Annotated in this window: 18 protein-coding genes and 1 riboswitch; of the genes, 9 read left to right on the plus strand and 9 right to left on the minus strand. The window is 71.1% G+C overall.

Features of this window, described 5'->3' with window-relative positions; all coding sequences use genetic code 11:
* On the plus strand, nt 1–1347 hold the full coding sequence (locus OG520_RS29590; protein WP_399325949.1) for a class II 3-deoxy-7-phosphoheptulonate synthase: 1347 nt from the start codon (nt 1–3) through the stop codon (nt 1345–1347).
* A 170-nt stretch (nt 1348–1517) separates the two neighbouring features.
* Complete coding sequence (locus OG520_RS29595) at nt 1518–1826, plus strand: bacterioferritin-associated ferredoxin (protein ID WP_406016595.1); 309 nt, start codon at nt 1518–1520, stop codon at nt 1824–1826.
* 185 nt (nt 1827–2011) lie between these two features.
* Here the strand turns inward: OG520_RS29595 and bfr are convergent, their stop codons facing one another.
* Nucleotides 2012–2491 (minus strand): bacterioferritin, encoded by a 480-nt coding sequence (gene bfr / locus OG520_RS29600; protein ID WP_124718145.1) that lies wholly within the window; start codon nt 2489–2491, stop codon nt 2012–2014.
* Between the two features lie 155 nt (nt 2492–2646).
* Here bfr and OG520_RS29605 point away from each other — a divergent pair, with 155 nt between their 5' ends.
* Nucleotides 2647–3279, plus strand: coding sequence for a sulfite oxidase-like oxidoreductase (locus OG520_RS29605; RefSeq protein ID WP_317866773.1), 633 nt, complete (start codon nt 2647–2649; stop codon nt 3277–3279).
* Between the two features lie 78 nt (nt 3280–3357).
* Here the strand turns inward: OG520_RS29605 and OG520_RS29610 are convergent, their stop codons facing one another.
* From OG520_RS29610 to thiO, 5 genes are all read right to left on the minus strand, one after another.
* The gene (locus tag OG520_RS29610) at nt 3358–4212 is read right to left on the minus strand and encodes a deoxyribonuclease IV (protein WP_399325945.1); all 855 of its coding nucleotides are present in this window, start codon (nt 4210–4212) and stop codon (nt 3358–3360) included.
* Nucleotides 4213–4218: 6 nt separating this feature from the next.
* The gene (pknB, locus tag OG520_RS29615) at nt 4219–6132 is read right to left on the minus strand and encodes a Stk1 family PASTA domain-containing Ser/Thr kinase (RefSeq protein ID WP_406015201.1); all 1914 of its coding nucleotides are present in this window, start codon (nt 6130–6132) and stop codon (nt 4219–4221) included.
* A gap of 111 nt (nt 6133–6243) precedes the next feature.
* The gene (locus tag OG520_RS29620; protein ID WP_399325941.1) at nt 6244–7038 is read right to left on the minus strand and encodes a thiazole synthase; all 795 of its coding nucleotides are present in this window, start codon (nt 7036–7038) and stop codon (nt 6244–6246) included.
* Between the two features lie 2 nt (nt 7039–7040).
* Entirely contained in the window at nt 7041–7268 is a 228-nt protein-coding gene (gene thiS, locus OG520_RS29625; RefSeq protein ID WP_399325939.1) for a sulfur carrier protein ThiS, read from the minus strand.
* Nucleotides 7265–8449: a glycine oxidase ThiO gene (gene thiO, locus OG520_RS29630; RefSeq protein WP_406015202.1), complete on the minus strand. Its 1185-nt coding sequence runs from the start codon at nt 8447–8449 to the stop codon at nt 7265–7267. The genes thiS and thiO overlap by 4 nt, the downstream gene beginning before the upstream one ends.
* Nucleotides 8447–8559, minus strand: a riboswitch (TPP riboswitch). (Overlaps the previous gene by 3 nt.)
* 233 nt (nt 8560–8792) lie before the next feature.
* Here thiO and OG520_RS29635 point away from each other — a divergent pair.
* From OG520_RS29635 to OG520_RS29660, 6 genes are all read left to right on the plus strand, one after another.
* Entirely contained in the window at nt 8793–10049 is a 1257-nt protein-coding gene (locus OG520_RS29635; protein WP_406015203.1) for an NAD(P)/FAD-dependent oxidoreductase, read from the plus strand.
* A gap of 116 nt (nt 10050–10165) precedes the next feature.
* Complete coding sequence (locus tag OG520_RS29640) at nt 10166–11914, plus strand: peptide-N4-asparagine amidase (RefSeq protein ID WP_406015204.1); 1749 nt, start codon at nt 10166–10168, stop codon at nt 11912–11914.
* A gap of 43 nt (nt 11915–11957) precedes the next feature.
* Nucleotides 11958–12323: an Rv2175c family DNA-binding protein gene (locus OG520_RS29645; protein ID WP_406015205.1), complete on the plus strand. Its 366-nt coding sequence runs from the start codon at nt 11958–11960 to the stop codon at nt 12321–12323.
* 107 nt (nt 12324–12430) lie between these two features.
* Complete coding sequence (gene thiE / locus OG520_RS29650; RefSeq protein ID WP_399325930.1) at nt 12431–13084, plus strand: thiamine phosphate synthase; 654 nt, start codon at nt 12431–12433, stop codon at nt 13082–13084.
* A 124-nt stretch (nt 13085–13208) separates the two neighbouring features.
* Entirely contained in the window at nt 13209–14126 is a 918-nt protein-coding gene (metF, locus tag OG520_RS29655) for a methylenetetrahydrofolate reductase [NAD(P)H] (RefSeq protein ID WP_406015206.1), read from the plus strand.
* Nucleotides 14127–14176: 50 nt separating this feature from the next.
* Nucleotides 14177–15103, plus strand: coding sequence for a hypothetical protein (locus tag OG520_RS29660; RefSeq protein ID WP_406015207.1), 927 nt, complete (start codon nt 14177–14179; stop codon nt 15101–15103).
* A 51-nt stretch (nt 15104–15154) separates the two neighbouring features.
* On the opposite strand, the gene OG520_RS29665 is transcribed toward OG520_RS29660, so the two are convergent.
* From OG520_RS29665 to OG520_RS29675, 3 genes are all read right to left on the minus strand, one after another.
* Entirely contained in the window at nt 15155–16672 is a 1518-nt protein-coding gene (locus OG520_RS29665) for a phytoene desaturase family protein (protein WP_406015208.1), read from the minus strand.
* A gap of 30 nt (nt 16673–16702) precedes the next feature.
* Nucleotides 16703–17320, minus strand: a complete 618-nt coding sequence (locus tag OG520_RS29670; RefSeq protein WP_399325922.1) for a DUF4126 domain-containing protein — start codon at nt 17318–17320, stop codon at nt 16703–16705.
* Between the two features lie 362 nt (nt 17321–17682).
* Nucleotides 17683–18294 carry a TetR/AcrR family transcriptional regulator gene (locus tag OG520_RS29675; RefSeq protein ID WP_266420416.1) on the minus strand — a complete coding sequence of 204 codons (612 nt, stop codon included), beginning with the start codon at nt 18292–18294 and terminating at the stop codon, nt 17683–17685.
* Nucleotides 18295–18315: the final 21 nt, after the last annotated feature.

Here is an 18315-nt window from a genome sequence, read left to right on the forward strand (position 1 = left end):
GTGAACGCCAATACCTCCGTCGCCGGTGGCAACACCTGGCGAGACCTTCCCGCGGCGCAGCAGCCCGAGTACCCCGATGCCGAGGCTCTGCGCGATGTACTCGCGGACCTCGCGTCGTATCCGCCCCTCGTCTTCGCGGGCGAGTGCGACCAGCTGCGCGCCCGCATGGGAGCCGTCGCCAAGGGCGAGGCGTTCCTGCTGCAGGGCGGTGACTGCGCCGAGGCCTTCGACGCCGTGTCGGCCGACCACATCCGGGCCAAGCTGAAGACGCTGCTCCAGATGAGCGCCGTCCTGACGTACGCGGCCTCCGTGCCCGTCGTCAAGGTGGGCCGGATCGCCGGGCAGTACTCCAAGCCGCGCTCCAAGCCGACCGAGGCCCGCGACGGCGTCACCCTGCCGACCTACCGCGGCGACTCCGTCAACGGCTTCGCCTTCACCGAGAAGGACCGCGTCCCGGACCCGGACCGGCTGAAGCAGATGTACCACGCATCCGCTTCCACGCTGAACCTGGTCCGCGCCTTCACCACCGGCGGTTACGCCGACCTGCGCCAGGTGCACGCCTGGAACCAGGACTTCGTGAAGTCGTCCCCGTCCGGCCAGCGCTACGAGGCGCTCGCCCGCGAGATCGACAACGCGCTGAACTTCATGAAGGCGTGCGGCACGGACCCGGCCGAGTTCAAGGCGGTCGAGTTCTACTCCTCGCACGAGGGCCTGCTGCTGGACTACGAGTCGGCGCTGACCCGCACCGACTCGCGCACCGGCGAGCTGTACGACACCTCCGGCCACATGGTCTGGATCGGTGAGCGCACCCGCCAGATGGACGGCGCGCACATCGAGTTCGCCTCGAAGATCCGTAACCCCATCGGCATCAAGCTCGGCCCGACGACCACGGTCGACGAGGCGCTCGGCTACATCGATCGCCTCGACCCCGAGCGCGAGCCCGGCCGGCTGACCTTCATCGTCCGCATGGGCGCCGACAAGGTCCGTGACAAGCTCCCGGCCCTGGTCGAGAAGGTCACCGCATCCGGCGCCACCGTGGCGTGGGTGACCGACCCGATGCACGGCAACACCTTCGAGGCCGCCTCCGGCCACAAGACCCGCCGCTTCGACGACGTTCTGGACGAGGTCAAGGGCTTCTTCGAGGTGCACAAGGGCCTCGGTACGCACCCCGGCGGCATCCACGTCGAGCTCACCGGTGACGACGTCACCGAGTGCGTCGGTGGCGGACACGAGATCTTCGTGGACGATCTGCACCAGCGTTACGAGACGGCCTGCGACCCGCGGCTCAACCGCAGCCAGTCCCTCGACCTGGCGTTCCTGGTCGCCGAGATGTACCGGGACCAGTAGGCGTCACCGCAGGTGGCGCGCGTACGACTGTGGGGCACGGATCGATGTGATCCGTGCCCCACAGGGCGTTCGGAGGCTTTCAACGCCTTTCGGCGCCGGGTAAGGTTAGGTTAGCCTCACCGTTAGACGGGGTGGCAGCCAACGACCGATCCCGCCGGGAGGTGAACCGCGTGTACGTCTGCTCGTGCTTCGGCATCACGGAGAAGCAGGTCAAGGAGCATGCGGACGCCGGGGCGTGCACACCCCGGCAGATAGCCTCGGCCTGCAAGGCGGGCACCGACTGCGGCGGCTGCGTCCGGGCCATCCAGGCCGTGCTCGGCCGCGGCGCCTGCCCGCGCCGCGAACTGCTCGGCCGGAAGCTGACCCCCGGCACCGCCGACGAGACCACCACGGGCGCCGGATCCGGGACGGAGCCGGGCATCGCTCCCGGCATCGCCCCGGGCGTGGCGCCGGGAATCCCGCTCCCCGACGCGGCCTGAGCCTTCCCGCCGGTGCCGGTCTAGGGCCTGTCCGGCGGATCATGGCCGGGGGCGCGGCGTCTGGCACGGCACCTCGCGGCGTTGCCGAAACGCCCGGATAGCTCCGCTATCAGGACGCTCCGGCGCCTTGCGATGCACCGCACCAGACGCCGCGCCCTGTCCGCCCCTGATCCGCCGGACAGGCCCTAGCTGTCCGGCTGCTCGATCAGCTGGGCGATGTACAGCGGCTCGCCGAGCTTCTCGACCAGTTCCAGCTGGGTGTCGAGGTAGTCGATGTGGTGCTCCTCGTCCGCCAGGATCGACTCGAAGATGTTCGCGGACGTGATGTCGCCCTTGCCGCGCATCAGCTCGATCCCGCGCTTGAGGCGGTCGATCGCCTCCACCTCGACCTGGCGGTCGGCCTGGAACATCTCGGTGACGGTCTGGCCCACCCGTACATGGAACAGCCGCTGGTAGTTGGGCAGTCCGTCGAGGAAGAGGATGCGGTCCGTGAGGATCTCGGCGTGCTTCATCTCGTCGAACGACTCGGAGCGGGTGTACTTCGCGAGCTTCGTCCAGCCGAAGTTGTCCTGCATCTTCGCGTGCAGGAAGTACTGATTGATGGCAGTCAATTCTGCGGTCAGCTGCTCGTTCAGGAACTCAAGGACCTCGGGGTCGCCCTGCATCGCAGAGGCTCCTTCCAACCGGTGAACTGGGCAAGTTGGCCGCATCCTGTCATCGCACCCGATGGCCGTCCAGTAAGTACAGGCTTACTGTGAGTTGTCCGGATTGCCCTCTGTTCTGGTCAGGACCACCCCTGCCTGTCTGTCACCATGGAGTCATGGGTCAGCCGGAAAGCCGGGAACAGTGCGCGTCAGAGCAGTCCGAGCTTCCGCCGGGACAGCGACTCCAGCGTGGTTGGCCGGTTACCCACTACGGGCCCGTGCCCAAGTTCAAGCCGGACCGCTGGGAGTTCCGGGTCTTCGGGGCCACCGCCGACGGCGAGAAGCACTGCTGGAACCACCAGGAGTTCTCGGTGCTGCCGTTCGCCTCGGTCGTCGCCGACCTGCACTGCGTCACGAAATTCAGCATGATTGGTGCCGAATGGGGCGGAGTCCTGGCCCGCACGGTGCTGGAACTCGCGCCGCCCGCGCCGAACGTCACCCATGTGATGGTCTGGGCCGAGTACGGATTCAGCTCCAACCTGAGGCTCTCCGACTTCGCCTCGGACCGAACACTTTTCGCCACTCACAAGGGCGGTGAACTGCTCACCGCCGAGCACGGTTTTCCGCTCCGCCTCGTCGTGCCGCATCTCTACGCCTGGAAGGGGCCCAAGTGGGTCCGGGGTGTCGAGTACATGACGGCCGACCGCCGCGGCTTCTGGGAGGAGCGCGGCTATCACAACATCGGTGACCCGTGGAGCGAGCAGCGGTACTCCTACCAGGAAGAGCCCGGGGACGGCCCCGAGCTCTGACCTGCGTGCTGCATGGTGATCCCCCGATGTCGGGTATCGGTTCCTGCCGACAGTAAGAACCGATACCCCTATGGGGAATCAGGTGTCGCGCAGCCCCTTCAGCCGGGCCACGTCCGCCGCGTGGCCTTCCTTGCCGCCCGGCGTCTCGATGATCAGCGGTACGCCCGCGGTCGCCGGATGCGAGAACAGCTCACGGAACGGTTCCTCGCCGATGTGCCCGGCGCCGATGTTCTCGTGCCGGTCCTTGTGGGCTCCCACCACGTCCTTGGAGTCATTGGCGTGGATCAGTTTCAGCCGGCCCTCGCCGACCGTCGCCACCAGCAGATCCAGCGTCTGCCGCATCCCCGCCGGGCCGGTCAGATCGTGACCCGCCGCGTAGATGTGACAGGTGTCGAGGCAGATGCCGAGCTTGGGGTGGGCGTCGAGGGCGTCGAAGTACGGGCCGAAGTCCCAGGTGCGCGAGCAGAGCGAGAACCCCTGCCCGGCGGTCGACTCCAGCAACAGATACGGGTCGTCGTCATGCGTCAGCTCGTCCAGGAGCGGCCGCATGTGTGTGCGTACCTGCGCGAGGGCCTGCTCGCGCGGCCGGCCGCCGGTCGCCGATCCGGTGTGCACCACGACGCCCAGGGCGCCGATCTCGCGGGCGCGGCGCAGCGAGTGGCGCAGTGAATCCACGGACTTCTCGACGGTCGCCCCGGTGTGCGATCCGAAGTTGATCAGGTACGGGGCGTGGACGTACGCCGGTATGGATTCGGCGGCGCACTCGGCGCGGAACCGCTCGTCCTGGGCCGGGTTGCCGACGGGGGTCGCCCAGCCGCGCGGGTTGGCGACGAAGACCTGCACGGCCTCCGCCCCCATCCCGCGGGCGTAGGGGAGGCCGACCTTGGCGAGGCCGCCGGCCACCGGAACATGGCCGCCGACTGGGTTGCGCATGTGGATCTAGAGTCCCTTGGTCTTGATGGTGATGGTGCTGCCTTCGGGGGCCTGCTTGCCGCCGTCGACGGACTGGCTCGCGATGGTGTCGCTGAAGGACAGGAACGGGCGGTCGACCTTGACCTCGAAGCCCGCGTCCTTCAGTTCGCTCGTGGCTTCGTCGACGTCCTTGCCGGTGACGTCGGGGACGTCGATCATGCGCGGCCCGTCGGAGACCGTGAGCTCGACGGTGTCGCCCTCGGCGGCCTCGGTGCCCTCGCCGGGTGACTGCCGGGCGATGTCGCCCGCGTCCTCGGCGGAATTGACCCGGTCGGGCAGCACCTTTGCCTTCAGCCCCTCGTCCTTCAGTGCGGCGGTGGCGTCCGCGACGGACAGCCCGGTGACATCGGGGACGTCCACCGGAGCGCCCTTGCTGACGACGAGGGCGACCGCCGAGTCCGGGTGGCGCCCGGTGCCCGCCACGGGGTCCGTACGGATCACGTCGCCCCGTGCCGTCTCCTCGCTGAACTCCTTGGTGACCATGCCGGGCACCAGACCGGCCTTCTTCAGCTCACGCCTGGCGTCGGCGAGCGAGAGGTCCTGGACGTCGGGCACCTTCACGATCTCGGGACCGCGCGAGACGACGAGCGTCACCGCGTCATTGCCCCTGACACGGGCGCCGGAATCCGGGTCGCTGCTGATGACCTTGCCGCGCTCCACCGTGTCGCTGTAGGCCCGCTCGACGCCCTTGAGGTCCAGACCGACGTCCGAGAGCCGCCGCTCGGCGTTCTTCTCGGTCTGGCCGAGCAGCGAGGGCACCCGGGTGAACTGCCCGGAGTTGATGTACCAGACACCGGTACCGATCCCCAGCGCCAGCAGTACGGCGACGACCGCGGCGATGACGGAGCGCCGTGGCCCGCGGCGCCGGCCCTGCGACGCGGACCGCGGCGGCTCCGGCGGGGGCATTTCCAGCCGGCTGGTGTGGTGCGAGACGCCCTGGTCGGCCGGGAGCAGCCGCGGGATCACGCTGGTGCGGTCCTCGGCGGCGTCGTGCACCTCGGCGGTGGCCTGCGGCGGTACGGCGTCCAGCTGGGCGTCGGTGAGGCCGGAGCGGGCCTCACGGGTCTCGGCGAGCAGCGCCACCGCGTCGAACGGGCGGACCTCGGGGTCGCGGGCGGTGGCGCTCGCCACCAGGCCGTCGAGCCCGGCCGGAAGCCCCGGGACGGCGGCCGACGGCGGCGGGACGGCCTCGTTGAGGTGCTGGTAGATGACCTGGGCGGGGGTGTCGCCGCCGTGCGGCTTGGACCCGGTCAGCATTTCGTACAGGACGACGCCGCAGGCGTACACATCGGTGCGGGTGTCCGCCGTGCCGTTCTCTATCTGCTCGGGGGCGAGATAGGAGACCGTGCCCAGGACGGACCCGGTGGTGTTGGTGACGGTGCCCACCGCCCGTACGAGTCCGAAGTCGGCGACCTTGACCCGGCCGTCGTCCCCTATCAGGACGTTCTCCGGCTTCATGTCGCGGTGCACGAAGCCCGCCCGGTGCGCCGCGCCGAGGGCGGCGAGGACCGGCTCCAGGATGTCCAGTGCGGCCCTCGGCTGAAGCGCGCCGCGATCACGCAGCACGTCGCGCAGGGTGCAGCCCGCGACGTACTCCATCGCCAGGTAGACGTACTGCCCCTGGGCGCCCTGGTCGAAGACCGCGACCACGTTGGGGTGCGCGAGCCGGGCCACGGACTTGGCCTCGCGGATGAAGCGCTCGACGAACGAGACGTCGGTCGCCAGCGCCGGGTGCATCACCTTGAGGGCGAGCACCCGGTCGAGCCGGGTGTCCACGGCCCGGTAGACCGTGGCCATGCCGCCCACGGCGATGCGGGCATCGACGCGGTAGCGGCCGTCGAGCAGCTGCCCGACAAGAGGGTCCTGGAGGGTCGTATCCACGCAGGCGAGTCTACGAGCCGCCACGGACACGGCCCACGGGCCGGGGCACTCCCGGGGCCGTACTGCAGCCGAGCCGTGACAGGAACATGCGCTGTCCGCCGTACCGGCGGCTCAGAAGGCCGGGCGCTCCGGGTCCAGCACCGCGCGCCCCTCCACCGGCGACGACGCCTCGGCGAAGTGGCGGCGCGGAATCCGGCCGGCCCGGTACGCCAGCCGCCCGCCCGCCACCGCGTGCCGCATCGCCGTGGCCATCAGCTCGGGCTCCTGGGCCCGGGTCACCGCGGACGCCAGCATCACCGCCGCGCACCCCAGCTCCATCGCGAGCGCCGCGTCGGAGGCCGTCCCGGCGCCCGCGTCGAGGATCACCGGCACCCGGGCCTGCTCGACGATCAGCTGGAAGTTGTGCGGATTGCGGATGCCGAGCCCGGAGCCGATGGGGGAGCCGAGCGGCATGACCGCCGCGCACCCCACGTCCTGGAGCCTGCGGGCCAGCACCGGGTCGTCATTGGTGTACGGCAGCACGGTGAAGCCGTCGTCCACCAGGATCTCCGCGGCGTCCAGCAGCTCGATCGGGTCGGGCAGCAGGGTCCGCTCGTCGGCCACCACCTCCAGCTTGATCCAGTCGGTGCCGAGCGCCTCGCGGGCCAGCCGGGCGGTCAGCACGGCCTCGCCCGCGGTGAAGCAGCCCGCCGTGTTGGGCAGGACGCGGATGGAGAGCCGCCGCAGGACGGAGAGCACCGAGCCCTGCACGGTCGGGTCGAGGCGGCGCATCGCGACGGTGGTCAGCTCGGTGCCGGACGCGGTCAGGGAGCGCTCCAGCACGTCGAGGCTCGGCGCCCCGCCCGTGCCCATGATCAGCCGGGAGCCGAACGTGGTGTCGCCGAGGGCGAAGAGGTCGTCCGCCATGGTCAGCCTCCCTGGACCGCGGTCAGGACCTCGACGCGGTCCCCGTCGCGGAGTGCGGCGGCCGACCACTGGCCGCGCGGTACGACGGTCTCGTTGACGGCGGCCGCGACGCCGGAGCGCGCGGCGGTCAGGGTGGCGACCAGGGCGTCCAGGGTGGTGCCCGCGGCGAGGAGCCGCACCTCGCCGTTCACGGACACGGACACGGAGGGGGGTACGGGCTCGGCGGTCATGCGGGCTGCTCCTGACGTACGGGGGCGGCGGCGGACGAGAAACGGCGCGGGGTGAAGGGACGGGCCGGCTCGGGCGGCTCGCCGCCGGTGAGGAGCTCCGCCATGACGTCACCGGTGATGGGGGTGAGCAGCACCCCGTTGCGGTGGTGGCCGGTGGCGAGATGGAGGCCGGGCAGGGCGGTGGGGCCGAGCAGCGGGGCGTTGTCGGGGGAGGCGGGGCGCAGGCCGGCCAGGGTCTCGGTGAGCGGCAGCTCGGTGATGCCGGGTACCAGCTCGTGGGCGTCCCGCAGCAGCTCGTAGACGCCGCCCGCGGTGACGGTGGTGTCCCAGCCCAGCTCCTCGCTGGTGGCACCGACGACCAGTTCGCCGTTCTCGCGCGGCACCAGATAGACATGGCTGCCCCGGACCACGGCCCGTACCGTCCGGCTCAGGAACGGTGCGTACGGGGCCGGCACGGTCAGCCGCAGCACCTGGCCCTTCACCGGCCGGACCGGCGGCACGACCTCGTCCGGCAGCCCCGGCAGCCGGCCACTGAGGCTGCCCGCGGCGAGCACGACCTGGTCGGCCGCGAGCTCCGTGCCCCCGGCGAGCACCGCTCCGGCGGCCCGGTCGCCCACCACGCTCAGGCGCTCCACCCAGCCGCGGTGGAAGACCACCCCGGCCCGCTCGCAGGCGGTCAGCAGGGCGGCGGCCAGCCGGCGGGGATCGATCTGGTGGTCGCCGTCGACCCGCAGACCGCCGCGGACACCCGGCGCGAGCATCGGCTCCAGCCGGCGGCACTCACGGCCGGTGAGCCACTCCGACTCCAGGCCCGAACGCCGCTGCAGGGCGTGCAGGTCCCGCAGATGGGCGCGGTCGTCGGAGTCCAGCGCGACGGCCAGGGTGCCGCAGGCGCGGAAGCCGGTCTCCTGCCCGCTCGCCGCCTCCAGCTCGGCCGCGAAGGCCGGATAACGGGCGGCGGAGGCGACGTTGAGGCCCAGCAGGAGCTGTTCGCCGTAGTGGAGTTCGGTGACGGCGGCCAGCATGCCGGCCGCCACCCGGGCGGCCCCGCCACCCGGTTCGGGGTCGGCGACCGCGGTGCGCAGCCCGCGTTGCGCGGCCCGCCAGGCGGTCACCAGGCCGATGATCCCGCCCCCGATGACCAGGACATCGGATCCGTTTCCGTTCCGAGAAGAACGCATGGGCTTCCAGCCCCTCCCTTCGCCGGCATGACCCGGATCAGGTTCGTACGGTCGGAGGCCGCCCAGCCTCCCTCTCAGCCCGGTGCGTCCGGGCTCCCGCGAGTGCTTTACGTCGGCCACCTTAACCCCGGCCACCCGGCCCGGTAAGGGAGCAGCCGCCGTGGCCCGTCCGCTCGACGGACTCGTCCTTCACCGGTGGCCGGCCGGACGCCCGGCCGGATCGGCACCCGGACCGGCGACACCCTCGCTTCCACCCCGTGGGAGTCGCGGGAGAGCGGCGGGACGAGCACGGTCGGAGAACACACCCTTTCCTGACGATCTATCAGGTGCTTAAGGTGTACGGGTGAGCGAGCAGCAGCAGTCGGAACAGCCGGAACGGCGGGCGGGACGCCGCGTCGTCATCGTCGGTGCGGGCATGGCCGGGGTGCAGACCGCGGTGGCCCTGCGGGAGCAGGGCTTCACCGGCCCCGTCACCCTGATCGGCGCCGAACCGCATCAGCCCTACGACCGGCCTCCGCTGTCCAAGGCGGTGCTCCTCGGCAAGGCCGAGGACTCCGCCTTCGACATCGACTTCGAGGCGCTGGAGATCGATCTGCGACTGGGCCGCGACGTCACCGGTGTGCGGCCCGCGGCGCATGAGCTGGACACCCCGTCGGGACCCGTCCCCTACGACGTCCTGGTGATCGCGACCGGTGCCGAACCGGTCGTCCTGCCCGGGTCCGAGGGCGTTCCCGGCGTCCATCTGCTGCGCACCCTCGACGACGCGGCACGACTGCGGCCGGTCCTCGACGAGCAGCACGGCGTCGTGGTCGTCGGCGCGGGCTGGATCGGTGCCGAGTTCGCCACCGCGGCCCGCGCCGCGGGCTGCGCGGTCACCGTCGTCGAGGCCGCCGACCGGCCCCTCGCGGGCGCGATGCCCGCGGAGGTCGCCGCCCCGATGGCCGCCTGGTACGCGGAGAGCGGCGCCGAACTCCTCACCGGAGCCCGGGTCGCCCGCATCGAGCCGGGCCGGGTGGTCCTCGCGGACGGCCGTACGGTCCCGGCCGGAGCGGTCGTCGTCGGAATCGGCGCCCGGCCCGCCACCGGCTGGCTGGCCGGCTCCGGCATCGCGCTCGGCCCCGACGGATCGGTGACCGCCGACGGGGCGCTGCGCACCTCTCTGCCCGATGTGTACGCGGTCGGCGACTGTGCCTCGTTCCCCTCCGCCCGGTACGGCGAACGCCTGCTCGTCCACCACTGGGACAACGCGCTCCAGGGCCCGCGCACCGCCGCCGCCAACATCATCGGGGCAGTCGCCGCCGACGGCCCGGCGCCGATGACCTACGACCCCGTGCCGTACTTCTGGTCCGAGCAGTTCGACCGGTTCGTGCAGTACGCGGGCCACCACGGGAGCGCCGACACCTTGCTGTGGCGCGGCGATCCGGCCGCAGCCGCCTGGTCGGTGTGCTGGCTGCGCGAGGGCGTGCTGGTCGCGGTTCTCGCCGTCGGCCGGCCGCGCGATCTGGCGCAGGGGCGCAAGCTCATCGAGGTGGGGGCGCGGCTCGATCCGGCGCGGGCCGGTGACCCCTCCGTACCGCTGAAGTCGGCGATCCGTCAGTAGGCGTACGGAAAGCGGACGTTGGCGTCCGACATGTGGGCTCCCCCTTGGAGGCGGGCGGAAATTAGTGCACTGTGCATCTTTTGGATTGCTCATTTCACACTCTTCGAAGGATGCGCATGTTCCGGCACAGATGGGCCCGCGCGCTGCGCGGAATCTCCATGGCCTCGGCGTCGATCGCCCTCGTCGGTGGCGCACTCGCCGCCCCGGCGTACGCGGGCGCCACCCCCAAGCCCGGTTCCAACCCGGCTGTCGACTACCAGGACCCGATCGACGCACTGCCGCCGGTCTCCCGTCCGGACACCAAGAGCTGCTCGGTGACGGCCGTCGACCACGACTTCGGCTACACCCTCGGCGGACCGCCGTACACCACCACGCTGACCCCGCCCAAGCCGTGCAAGGGTCCGTGGAACAAGGTCGTCCTCGACTGGTCGGGCAGCGTGAAGGGGCGTCAGTACGACCGCCTCGCCGCAGTCTTCATCGGTGGCGCGGAGGTCTTCCGCACCAGCACCGCCGAGCCCGACGAGGACGGCATCAGCTGGCACGTCGCCAAGGACATCACCGACTTCGCGCCGCTCCTCAAGGACCCGCAGAAGCTTCAGGTCGAACTGGGCAATGTCGTCAACGAGACGTACACCGGTGTGTACAGGATCAAGCTGACGGTCACGTATTACCAGGCCGACAAGCGTCACCCGGCCGCCACCACGGCCGACCGCATCGTCCCGCTCGGTGACACGGGCTCCGACAACGCCCCCTGGATGAACGTCGGCAAGGGCGGCTCCACCCGCACCGAGGTCACCTTCCCGCGCAACCTGACCAAGGCGCGCCTGGAGGTCTACGCACGCGGTGGCGGCTGCGACGAGCAGTGGTTCGACGCGGTCCCCAGCGATCTGGCGGAAACCGCTCCCGACTACCTCTGCGGCGGCGGCCCCTACCGTGAGGTGCAGGTTGCGGTGGACGGACAGCCGGCCGGCCTCGCCCAGCCGTACCCCGTGGTGTACTCCGGCGGCATCGTGCCGACCCTGTGGCGCCCGATCCCGGCCATCGACCAGTTCAGGACCGAGGCGTACGACATCGACCTCACCCCCTTCGCGGGTCTGCTGGCCGACGGCAAGCCGCACGGCATCAGCATCACCCCGTACGGCGCGGCCGACGGCTGGACCGTCGACGGCTCGCTCTTCCTCGACACGGACGCGCACGCGTCCCGCACGAGCGGCAAGGTGACCACCAACACGCTCGGCCACACCCCGGTCGTGAAGACCGTCCAGACCCCGGGCGGGAACGGCTCCACGGACGTCTCCGTGTCGACCGGCCGCTCCTGGAAGATCTCGGGCTATGTCGAGACCTCGAAGGGCCGGGTCACCACCACCGTCGAGCAGGAGTTCGCGTACACCAACACGGACAACGTCTCCCGCACGGGCAGCCACCAGGTGATGCATCAGCGTGACCACGGTTCCACCACGGTGACGACCCGGACCCACGGGCGCACGGACGCGCAGCGGCACACCTGGTCCTACCCCATTGACGTGGACATGGACATCCCGGTGTACGGCGATTACAACAACTACGACATGCGGGCCGCCGTCACCCAGCGCCGTGTGCTCGTCGACGCGTCCCGGAAGGGCTCCGCACACGCGTGGCGCACGGACGCGGTGACGGACGACACCGTGGACTCGACCGGCAGCCTCGTCCGCACGAACGGTGTCGTCCAGTCCGCCGACGGAGCCTCGACCGAGAAGTACCGGGGCACCACCGACACCGGGGCCTGCTACGCGCGCTCCCTGACGACCGCGCACGGCTGGGTCACCGGTGACCGGCAGAGCCACTGCCGGGTCGCCGACGTGGTCCGCGAGGCCCTGAAGGGCTGACTCCGGGTATCGGCTGTCAGTCCGGGATGGCAGGCTTGTCCCTGTGACCGAGATTGACGCAAAGATCGATGCTCTCGTCCCCGCCTGGTTCCACCTGCCCGACATCGCCGAAATGTTCGATGTCGAGGTGACGCGCGTGCGGCAGCTGGTCAAGGAGGGCCAGCTGATCGCCGTACGACGTGGTGAGAACCGGACACTCCAGGTGCCTGCTGCCTTCATCGACGGCAACAAGGTGGTCAAGGGCCTCTCCGGCACCCTGACGCTCCTGAGGGACGACGGCTACAACGACGAAGAGATGCTGGAGTGGCTCTTCACCCCCGACCCGACCCTGCCGGGCACCCCTGCCCAGGCACTGAGTGAGAATCGTGGCACGGAGGTGAAGCGCCGCGCCCAGGCGCTCGCCGTCTGACCGCCGGCCGTATGTGAGGGGCGGGCCGCGCGACACCGCGCGGCCCGCGCCCCCGCACCGTCCGGCGACAACCGCTCCACGATGCTCTCCCAGGGGGGAACCGCACCATGCCCACGCCTCGCGCGCTGCTGTCCGATGCCCGGCTCTATCTGTGCACGGACGCCCGCAGGCGCCAGGGCGACCTCCCCGAGTTCCTCGACGCCGTCCTCGCCTCCGGGGTGGACATCGTCCAGCTCCGCGACAAGGGCATGGAGGCGGCCGAGGAGCTCGACCACCTGGCCGTCCTCGCCGAGGCGTGCCGGCGCCACGGCAAGCTCCTCGCGGTGAACGACCGGGCCGATGTCGCCCATGCCATCGGCTCCGACGTGCTGCACCTCGGCCAGGGCGACCTGCCGGTGCCCGCCGCCCGAGCGGTACTCGGCGAGGACGTGCTGATCGGCCGCTCCACGCACGCCGGGTCCGAGGTCGACGCGGCCGTCGCCGAGCCCGGCGTGGACTACTTCTGCACCGGCCCCTGCTGGCCCACCCCGACCAAGCCCGGCCGGCACGCCCCGGGCCTGGACCTGGTGCGGTACGCCGCCTCGCTCGACCAGCCGCGCCCCTGGTTCGCCATCGGCGGGATCGACGCCGGCAATCTCGACGAGGTGCTGGACGCCGGAGCCCGCCGGGTCGTCGTCGTACGGGCGATCACCGAGGCCACCGACCCGGCCGCCGCCACCGCCGAACTGGCCGGGAGGATCCGGGCGCGCGCCACGGCGTGATCAGGCCGACTGCCCGGAGGCGATATCCGGCCGACTGTCCGAAGGATGGACAAACAACCAGTCAATTCGGGCAATTCACGCTGGTCCGGTCCTTCGGTCGTCGTGCTCTGGTTAACCTGCCCATATGGCCCTTGGCACACCATCCACCAGGACAGATCACGCACGCACGGTGCGTGAGCTCCTCGCGACCGGCAAGACCTCGTACTCGTTCGAGTTCTGGGCGCCCAAGACCGAGAAGGGCGAGCGGAACCTCTGGAACGCGCTGCGCCGGGTCGAGGCGGTGCGGCCGAGTTTCGTCTCCGTGACCTACGGGGCCGGTGGCTCCACCCGGGCCGGGACGGTGAAGGCCACCGAGCAGATCGCGGCCGATTCCACCCTCACTCCGGTCGCCCACCTCACTGCGGTCAACCACTCCGTCGCCGAGCTGCGCAACATGATCGGGCAGTACGCGGACGCCGGGATCCGGAACATCCTCGCCGTGCGCGGAGACCCGCCGGGCGACCCGATGAGCGAGTGGATCGAGCATCCGCAGGGCGTGCGGTACGCGGCCGATCTCGTCCGGCTCATCAAGGAATCCGGCGATTTCTGCGTCGGCGTCGCGGCATTTCCCGAGATGCACCCGCGCTCGACCGACTGGGACACCGACATCCGGCATTTCGTGGACAAGTGCCGCGCCGGAGCCGACTATGCAATCACCCAGATGTTCTTCAATCCGGAGGACTATTTGCGTATGCGTGACCGTGTGGTCGCTGCGGGTTGCGGAACCCCGATCATCCCCGAGGTCATGCCGCTGACCAGCGTCAAACAGCTGGACAGGTTTGCGCAGCTCAGCAACGCGTCTTTCCCCTCGTCCCTGAAAGAACGCATCCTCGCCGCCAAGGACGATCCCGCCGCTGTACGCTCCATTGGCATCGACTTCGCAACGCAGTTCTGCGCGAGGCTGCGATCCGAGGGTGTGCCCGGATTGCACTTCATTACGCTCAACAACTCGACGGCGACGCTCGAAATCTACGAGAATCTCGGACTGCACAAGCAGTCGTGACCGGCCGTACCCGCCGCGACCCGGGGCGGTGGCCGTAGAAGGGGGCGGGCATGGGCTGGACGGTCCTCTACATCGCGTTCGGAATAGTTGCGCTGTGGCTGCTCGGCGAGGTGCTCCTGCAGTACAAGGCGCGCCTTCGCTGGCGACTGCTCGCCTTCGGAGGCTTCGGCTGCGTGGTCGTCGGCGTGCTGATCCCGTCGGTGTTCGTCATCGTCCTCGGCACGATCGCCTTCGCGACCGGCCAGACATACGTCACGCTCTCCTTCCGGCGCGGCTTCTCCACCGGCTGGGCCATAGGGGGCAGGCCCGGCGCGAGCCGTCGTCGCCGGGGCGGCGGCGACCGGGAGGGCCGCGGGCCCACGCTCCAGGTGTCGGACGTGGAGACGGCGTACGACGGGCAGGCACCGCAGCGCGCGGACGCCGAGGCTCTGGCGGCCGCGGTCTACGAACCCGAACCGCTGCCGGACGACACCGGGCAGTACGGCGTCTACTCCGACCACCGCCGGTCGCAGCAGGGGCCGGGCCAGGAGGGACAGCCCCAGCCGCAGTACGCCGCGTACGACCCGTACACCGCCCCCGCCCCGGCCTCCGCCGCGTACGGGGCGGAGGGCCAGGACCCGTACGCCGGTCAGGACCCGCTCACCGGGCAGTACGACTACGGCACCGAGCGGCAGCAGTACGCCGCGTACTCCGACCCGTACATCGGGACCGGCACCACCGGCGGTCCCGCGCAGTACGAGGCGTACGACAGCTACGGCAACGGTTACGACAGCTTCGGTGGCCGGCAGCAGCACGACCCCGACCCGTACGCCCAGCAGTACGCTCCCGAGACCCCGCCGGGCGGTGTCTGGGTGCCTCAGCAGCGCGAGGGGGAGCAGTACCCGGTCACACCGCCGGAACAGCCCGCGCAGCCCGCCCCGTTCCCGAACGGCTACAACAACGGCAACGGCTACGACGAGCAGCAGTACCGCTACTGACGACGGGCGGGCGGCCCGATCGCCGACGGGCCCGGCAGACGGCTCTCCCGGTCACTGGGAGCCGCGGAAGCCGTCACCCTCCACGATCAGCCCGGCGACCAGCGCTCCCGACATGCCCGCGTGGGCGAGCCCGCCGCCCGGGTGCGCCCAGCCGCCCGCGGTGTAGAGCCCCGGCAGTCGGGTGCGATTGCCCGGGTGCAGATACGCGCCGCCCGCCCCGGCCAGCGCGGGCGCGGGCACCGAACCGCCCTCGGCGCCGGTGTCGGCAGCGGTCTCGGCCGGCGTCCGCACCTCGGCATGGAGCAACCGCTCCCGTATCCCGGGCACGGCCGCGGCTGCCGCCTCGATCAGCGCATCGGCGCACCGCTCGCGCACCGCCGGGTCCGTCCAGTCCACCGCCCCGTGCGGGGCGACCGTCGCCATCAGCGTCACCGCCTCGTGCGCGTCGTCGGGGCGGGTCGACGGGTCGTCCGGGCGCAGCACCGTCACCGTGGGGCGCTCGGCGAGCCTTCCGCCGAACACCGCCGCGCGCTCCGCCGCGCCGTCCTCGGGATGCACCAGCGTCCGGTGCACGGCATCCGCGGGCCGGGCGCCGCGCAACGAGAGCAGAACCAGGAACCGGCCCGGCACCACCCCTTCTCCGGGCCGGGGCCGCACCGCCACGTCGCCGTCGTGCCACAGCTCCTGACCGGGCACCAGCCCCGGCCACGGCCGGGCCCCCAGCACCACATGGCCGGCCTCGGCGACCGTGCCGTCCATCAGCTCGACGCCCGCCGCCCGGCCGTCCTTCTCGACGACCCGGGCCACCTCGGCGCCGAAGACGAACTCCACCTTCCGGGCCAGGCACCGCTCGTACACCGCCTGTGCCAGGGCCCGCATCCCACCGGCGACGTACCAGCTGCCGAACGTCTCCTCCATGTACGGCAGCAGGGCGGCCGCCGCCGGGGCGCGCAGCGGATCGAGCCCGTACGACAGGGCGTACCCGTCGAGGAGCGCGGCCAGCCGGGGGTCCGCCAGCTCCCACGCGCCGACCTCCGCGACCGTGCCCGCCTGTCGGGCGGAGCGCAGCAGGCGGCGCCGGCGGAGCGCCGGATACGGATCGCGGCCGAGCACCTGCCAGTCGGGGCGCAACGGCTCCTCCAGGAGCGGACGCCGGGACCGGTCCCAGGCATCGCGTGCCCGGTCCAGGAACTCGCCCCAGGCCGCGCCGACGCCGCCACCGAGCGCGCCGTCCAGCGCGGAGACGACCCCGGCCCGTGAGGCGTTCGGCAGCGAGACCGCCGTGCCGTCGGCGAACAGATGACGGCTCGCCGGATCGACCTGGGTCATGGTGACGCACCGCTCCAGCGGCTCCTTGCCGGTCTTCACGAACAAGTCGCGGTAGACGGCGGGCAGATGCAGCAGCGTCGGACCGGTGTCGAAGGCGAAGCCCTCATGGGCATACCGGCCGACCGAACCGCCGAAGGTCTCCGACCGCTCGTACACCGTCACCCGGTGGCCTGCCACGGCGAGCCGGGCGGCCGCCGCCATCGCGCCCATCCCGGCGCCGATCACCGCAATACGTGCCATGTCAGTGACCTTAACGGCCACCACCGACAGTCAGTCCGGCGGCCAGTGCGAACCCTTCCCGGCCAGGCGTTTCTCCTCCCGCCGCTGAGCCCTGCGGCGCAGATACCGACGGATTCTGGAGGCCAGGAAGGCCAGTATCACGATGCCCAGCAGCAACAGCGTCCCCGCGATGACCGCGGCCACCACCGGATGGAATATCGCGAAGGTGACGATCCCGGCGACGCCCAGGTCCTCCGCGATGCTCACGGCGACATTGCTGAACGGCTCGGGGGAGGAGTTGACGGCCATTCTGGTGCCCGCCTTCACCAGATGGCTCATCAGCGCGGTGGAACCGCCCACCGCCGCGGCGGCGAGCTGCGGCAGCGAACCGCTCTCGCCGGCCAGCAGCGCGGCCACGACGGCACCGGCGACCGGCCTGATGACGGTGTGCACCGAGTCCCAGACCGAGTCCACGTACGGGATCTTGTCGGCCACCACCTCGCACAGGAAGAGAACGCCGGCCACCACGAGGACGTCGGTGCGTTGCAGCGACGCGGGCACCTCGTCGGTCAGACCGGTCGCGCCGAAGACACCGAGCAGCAGGACCACCGCGTAGGCGTTGATCCCGCTCGCCCAGCCGCTCGTGAACACCAGGGGAAGTACGGACACGGACGAGATCGTAGGCCAGATGGCGCAACGCCCGGGGTGGGTTCGGTGCGCAGCTCTGAGTATCCGTACCTAGGCGACGAGATGAGTAGATGCGCGGATGGGCTCCCACCTGTGCGGACGGGAGAGTGGAACGCACGGAGAGGGCGCGGCCCCGGCACCGCCGACACGGGGCGGCGGAACGGTCGCGGCGTTCCCTCCGGAACGGGGGAGCACGAAGGAGAGCCCGGGGACCACGGGGGAACGAAGGTCACGGGGGAAGGCTCTCCGGCAGTACGGAAGACGCCGGTCCGGCGCAGGCTCGGGGGGATCGAGCCTCACCGGACCGGCGTCTTCCCGTGCTGCCGCGCACCCGGCCGGGCGGATCAGCGCCCGCTGACCCGCCCGTGCAGGAGCAGCGACAGTGCCGAGTGCACATCGTCGATCGAACGCTCCGGCTGGAACGCCTGCCAGTCCAGGGCCGCCACCAGCACCATGCCGACCAGCGCGGCGGCCGTCAGCGGGATGTCGATCTCCTCGCTCAGCTCGCCGTTGCCCACACCCTCGCGCAGCACCCCCTCCACCACCGCGACGGCTTCCTGACGTACCACCAGGAGGGTCCCCTGCCAGGCACGGTTGGTGCGCCACAGCTCCGCGACGTACAGCTGGGTGAAGGCCGGATAGCGGTCGATGAAGACCAGACCCGCCCGGATCATCGCGTCCAGGGCCTCGACCCGGGTGCCGCCGCGCTCCTCGGTCTCCTCGGCCGCGGAGCGCAGCGAGGCCGTGAGCAGTCCGACCCCGTGGCGCAGCAGCTCCTCGAAGAGCTCGGTCTTGCTCTTGAAGTTGTAGTAGACCGTGCCCTTGGCGACCCCGGCGCGCTCGGCGATCTCGTCCACCGTGGTCGCCGAGAAGCCCTTCTCGGCGATGAGGGTCACGGCCGCTTCGTAGAGCTTCTGCCGGGTGGCCCGGCGACGCGTGGTGCTACTGCTTTCCATGCCCCCGATTCTCACAGGTTC

The organism is Streptomyces sp. NBC_00984, from assembly GCF_045162475.1.
In the GTDB taxonomy this organism is placed as follows: Bacteria; Actinomycetota; Actinomycetes; order Streptomycetales; family Streptomycetaceae; genus Streptomyces.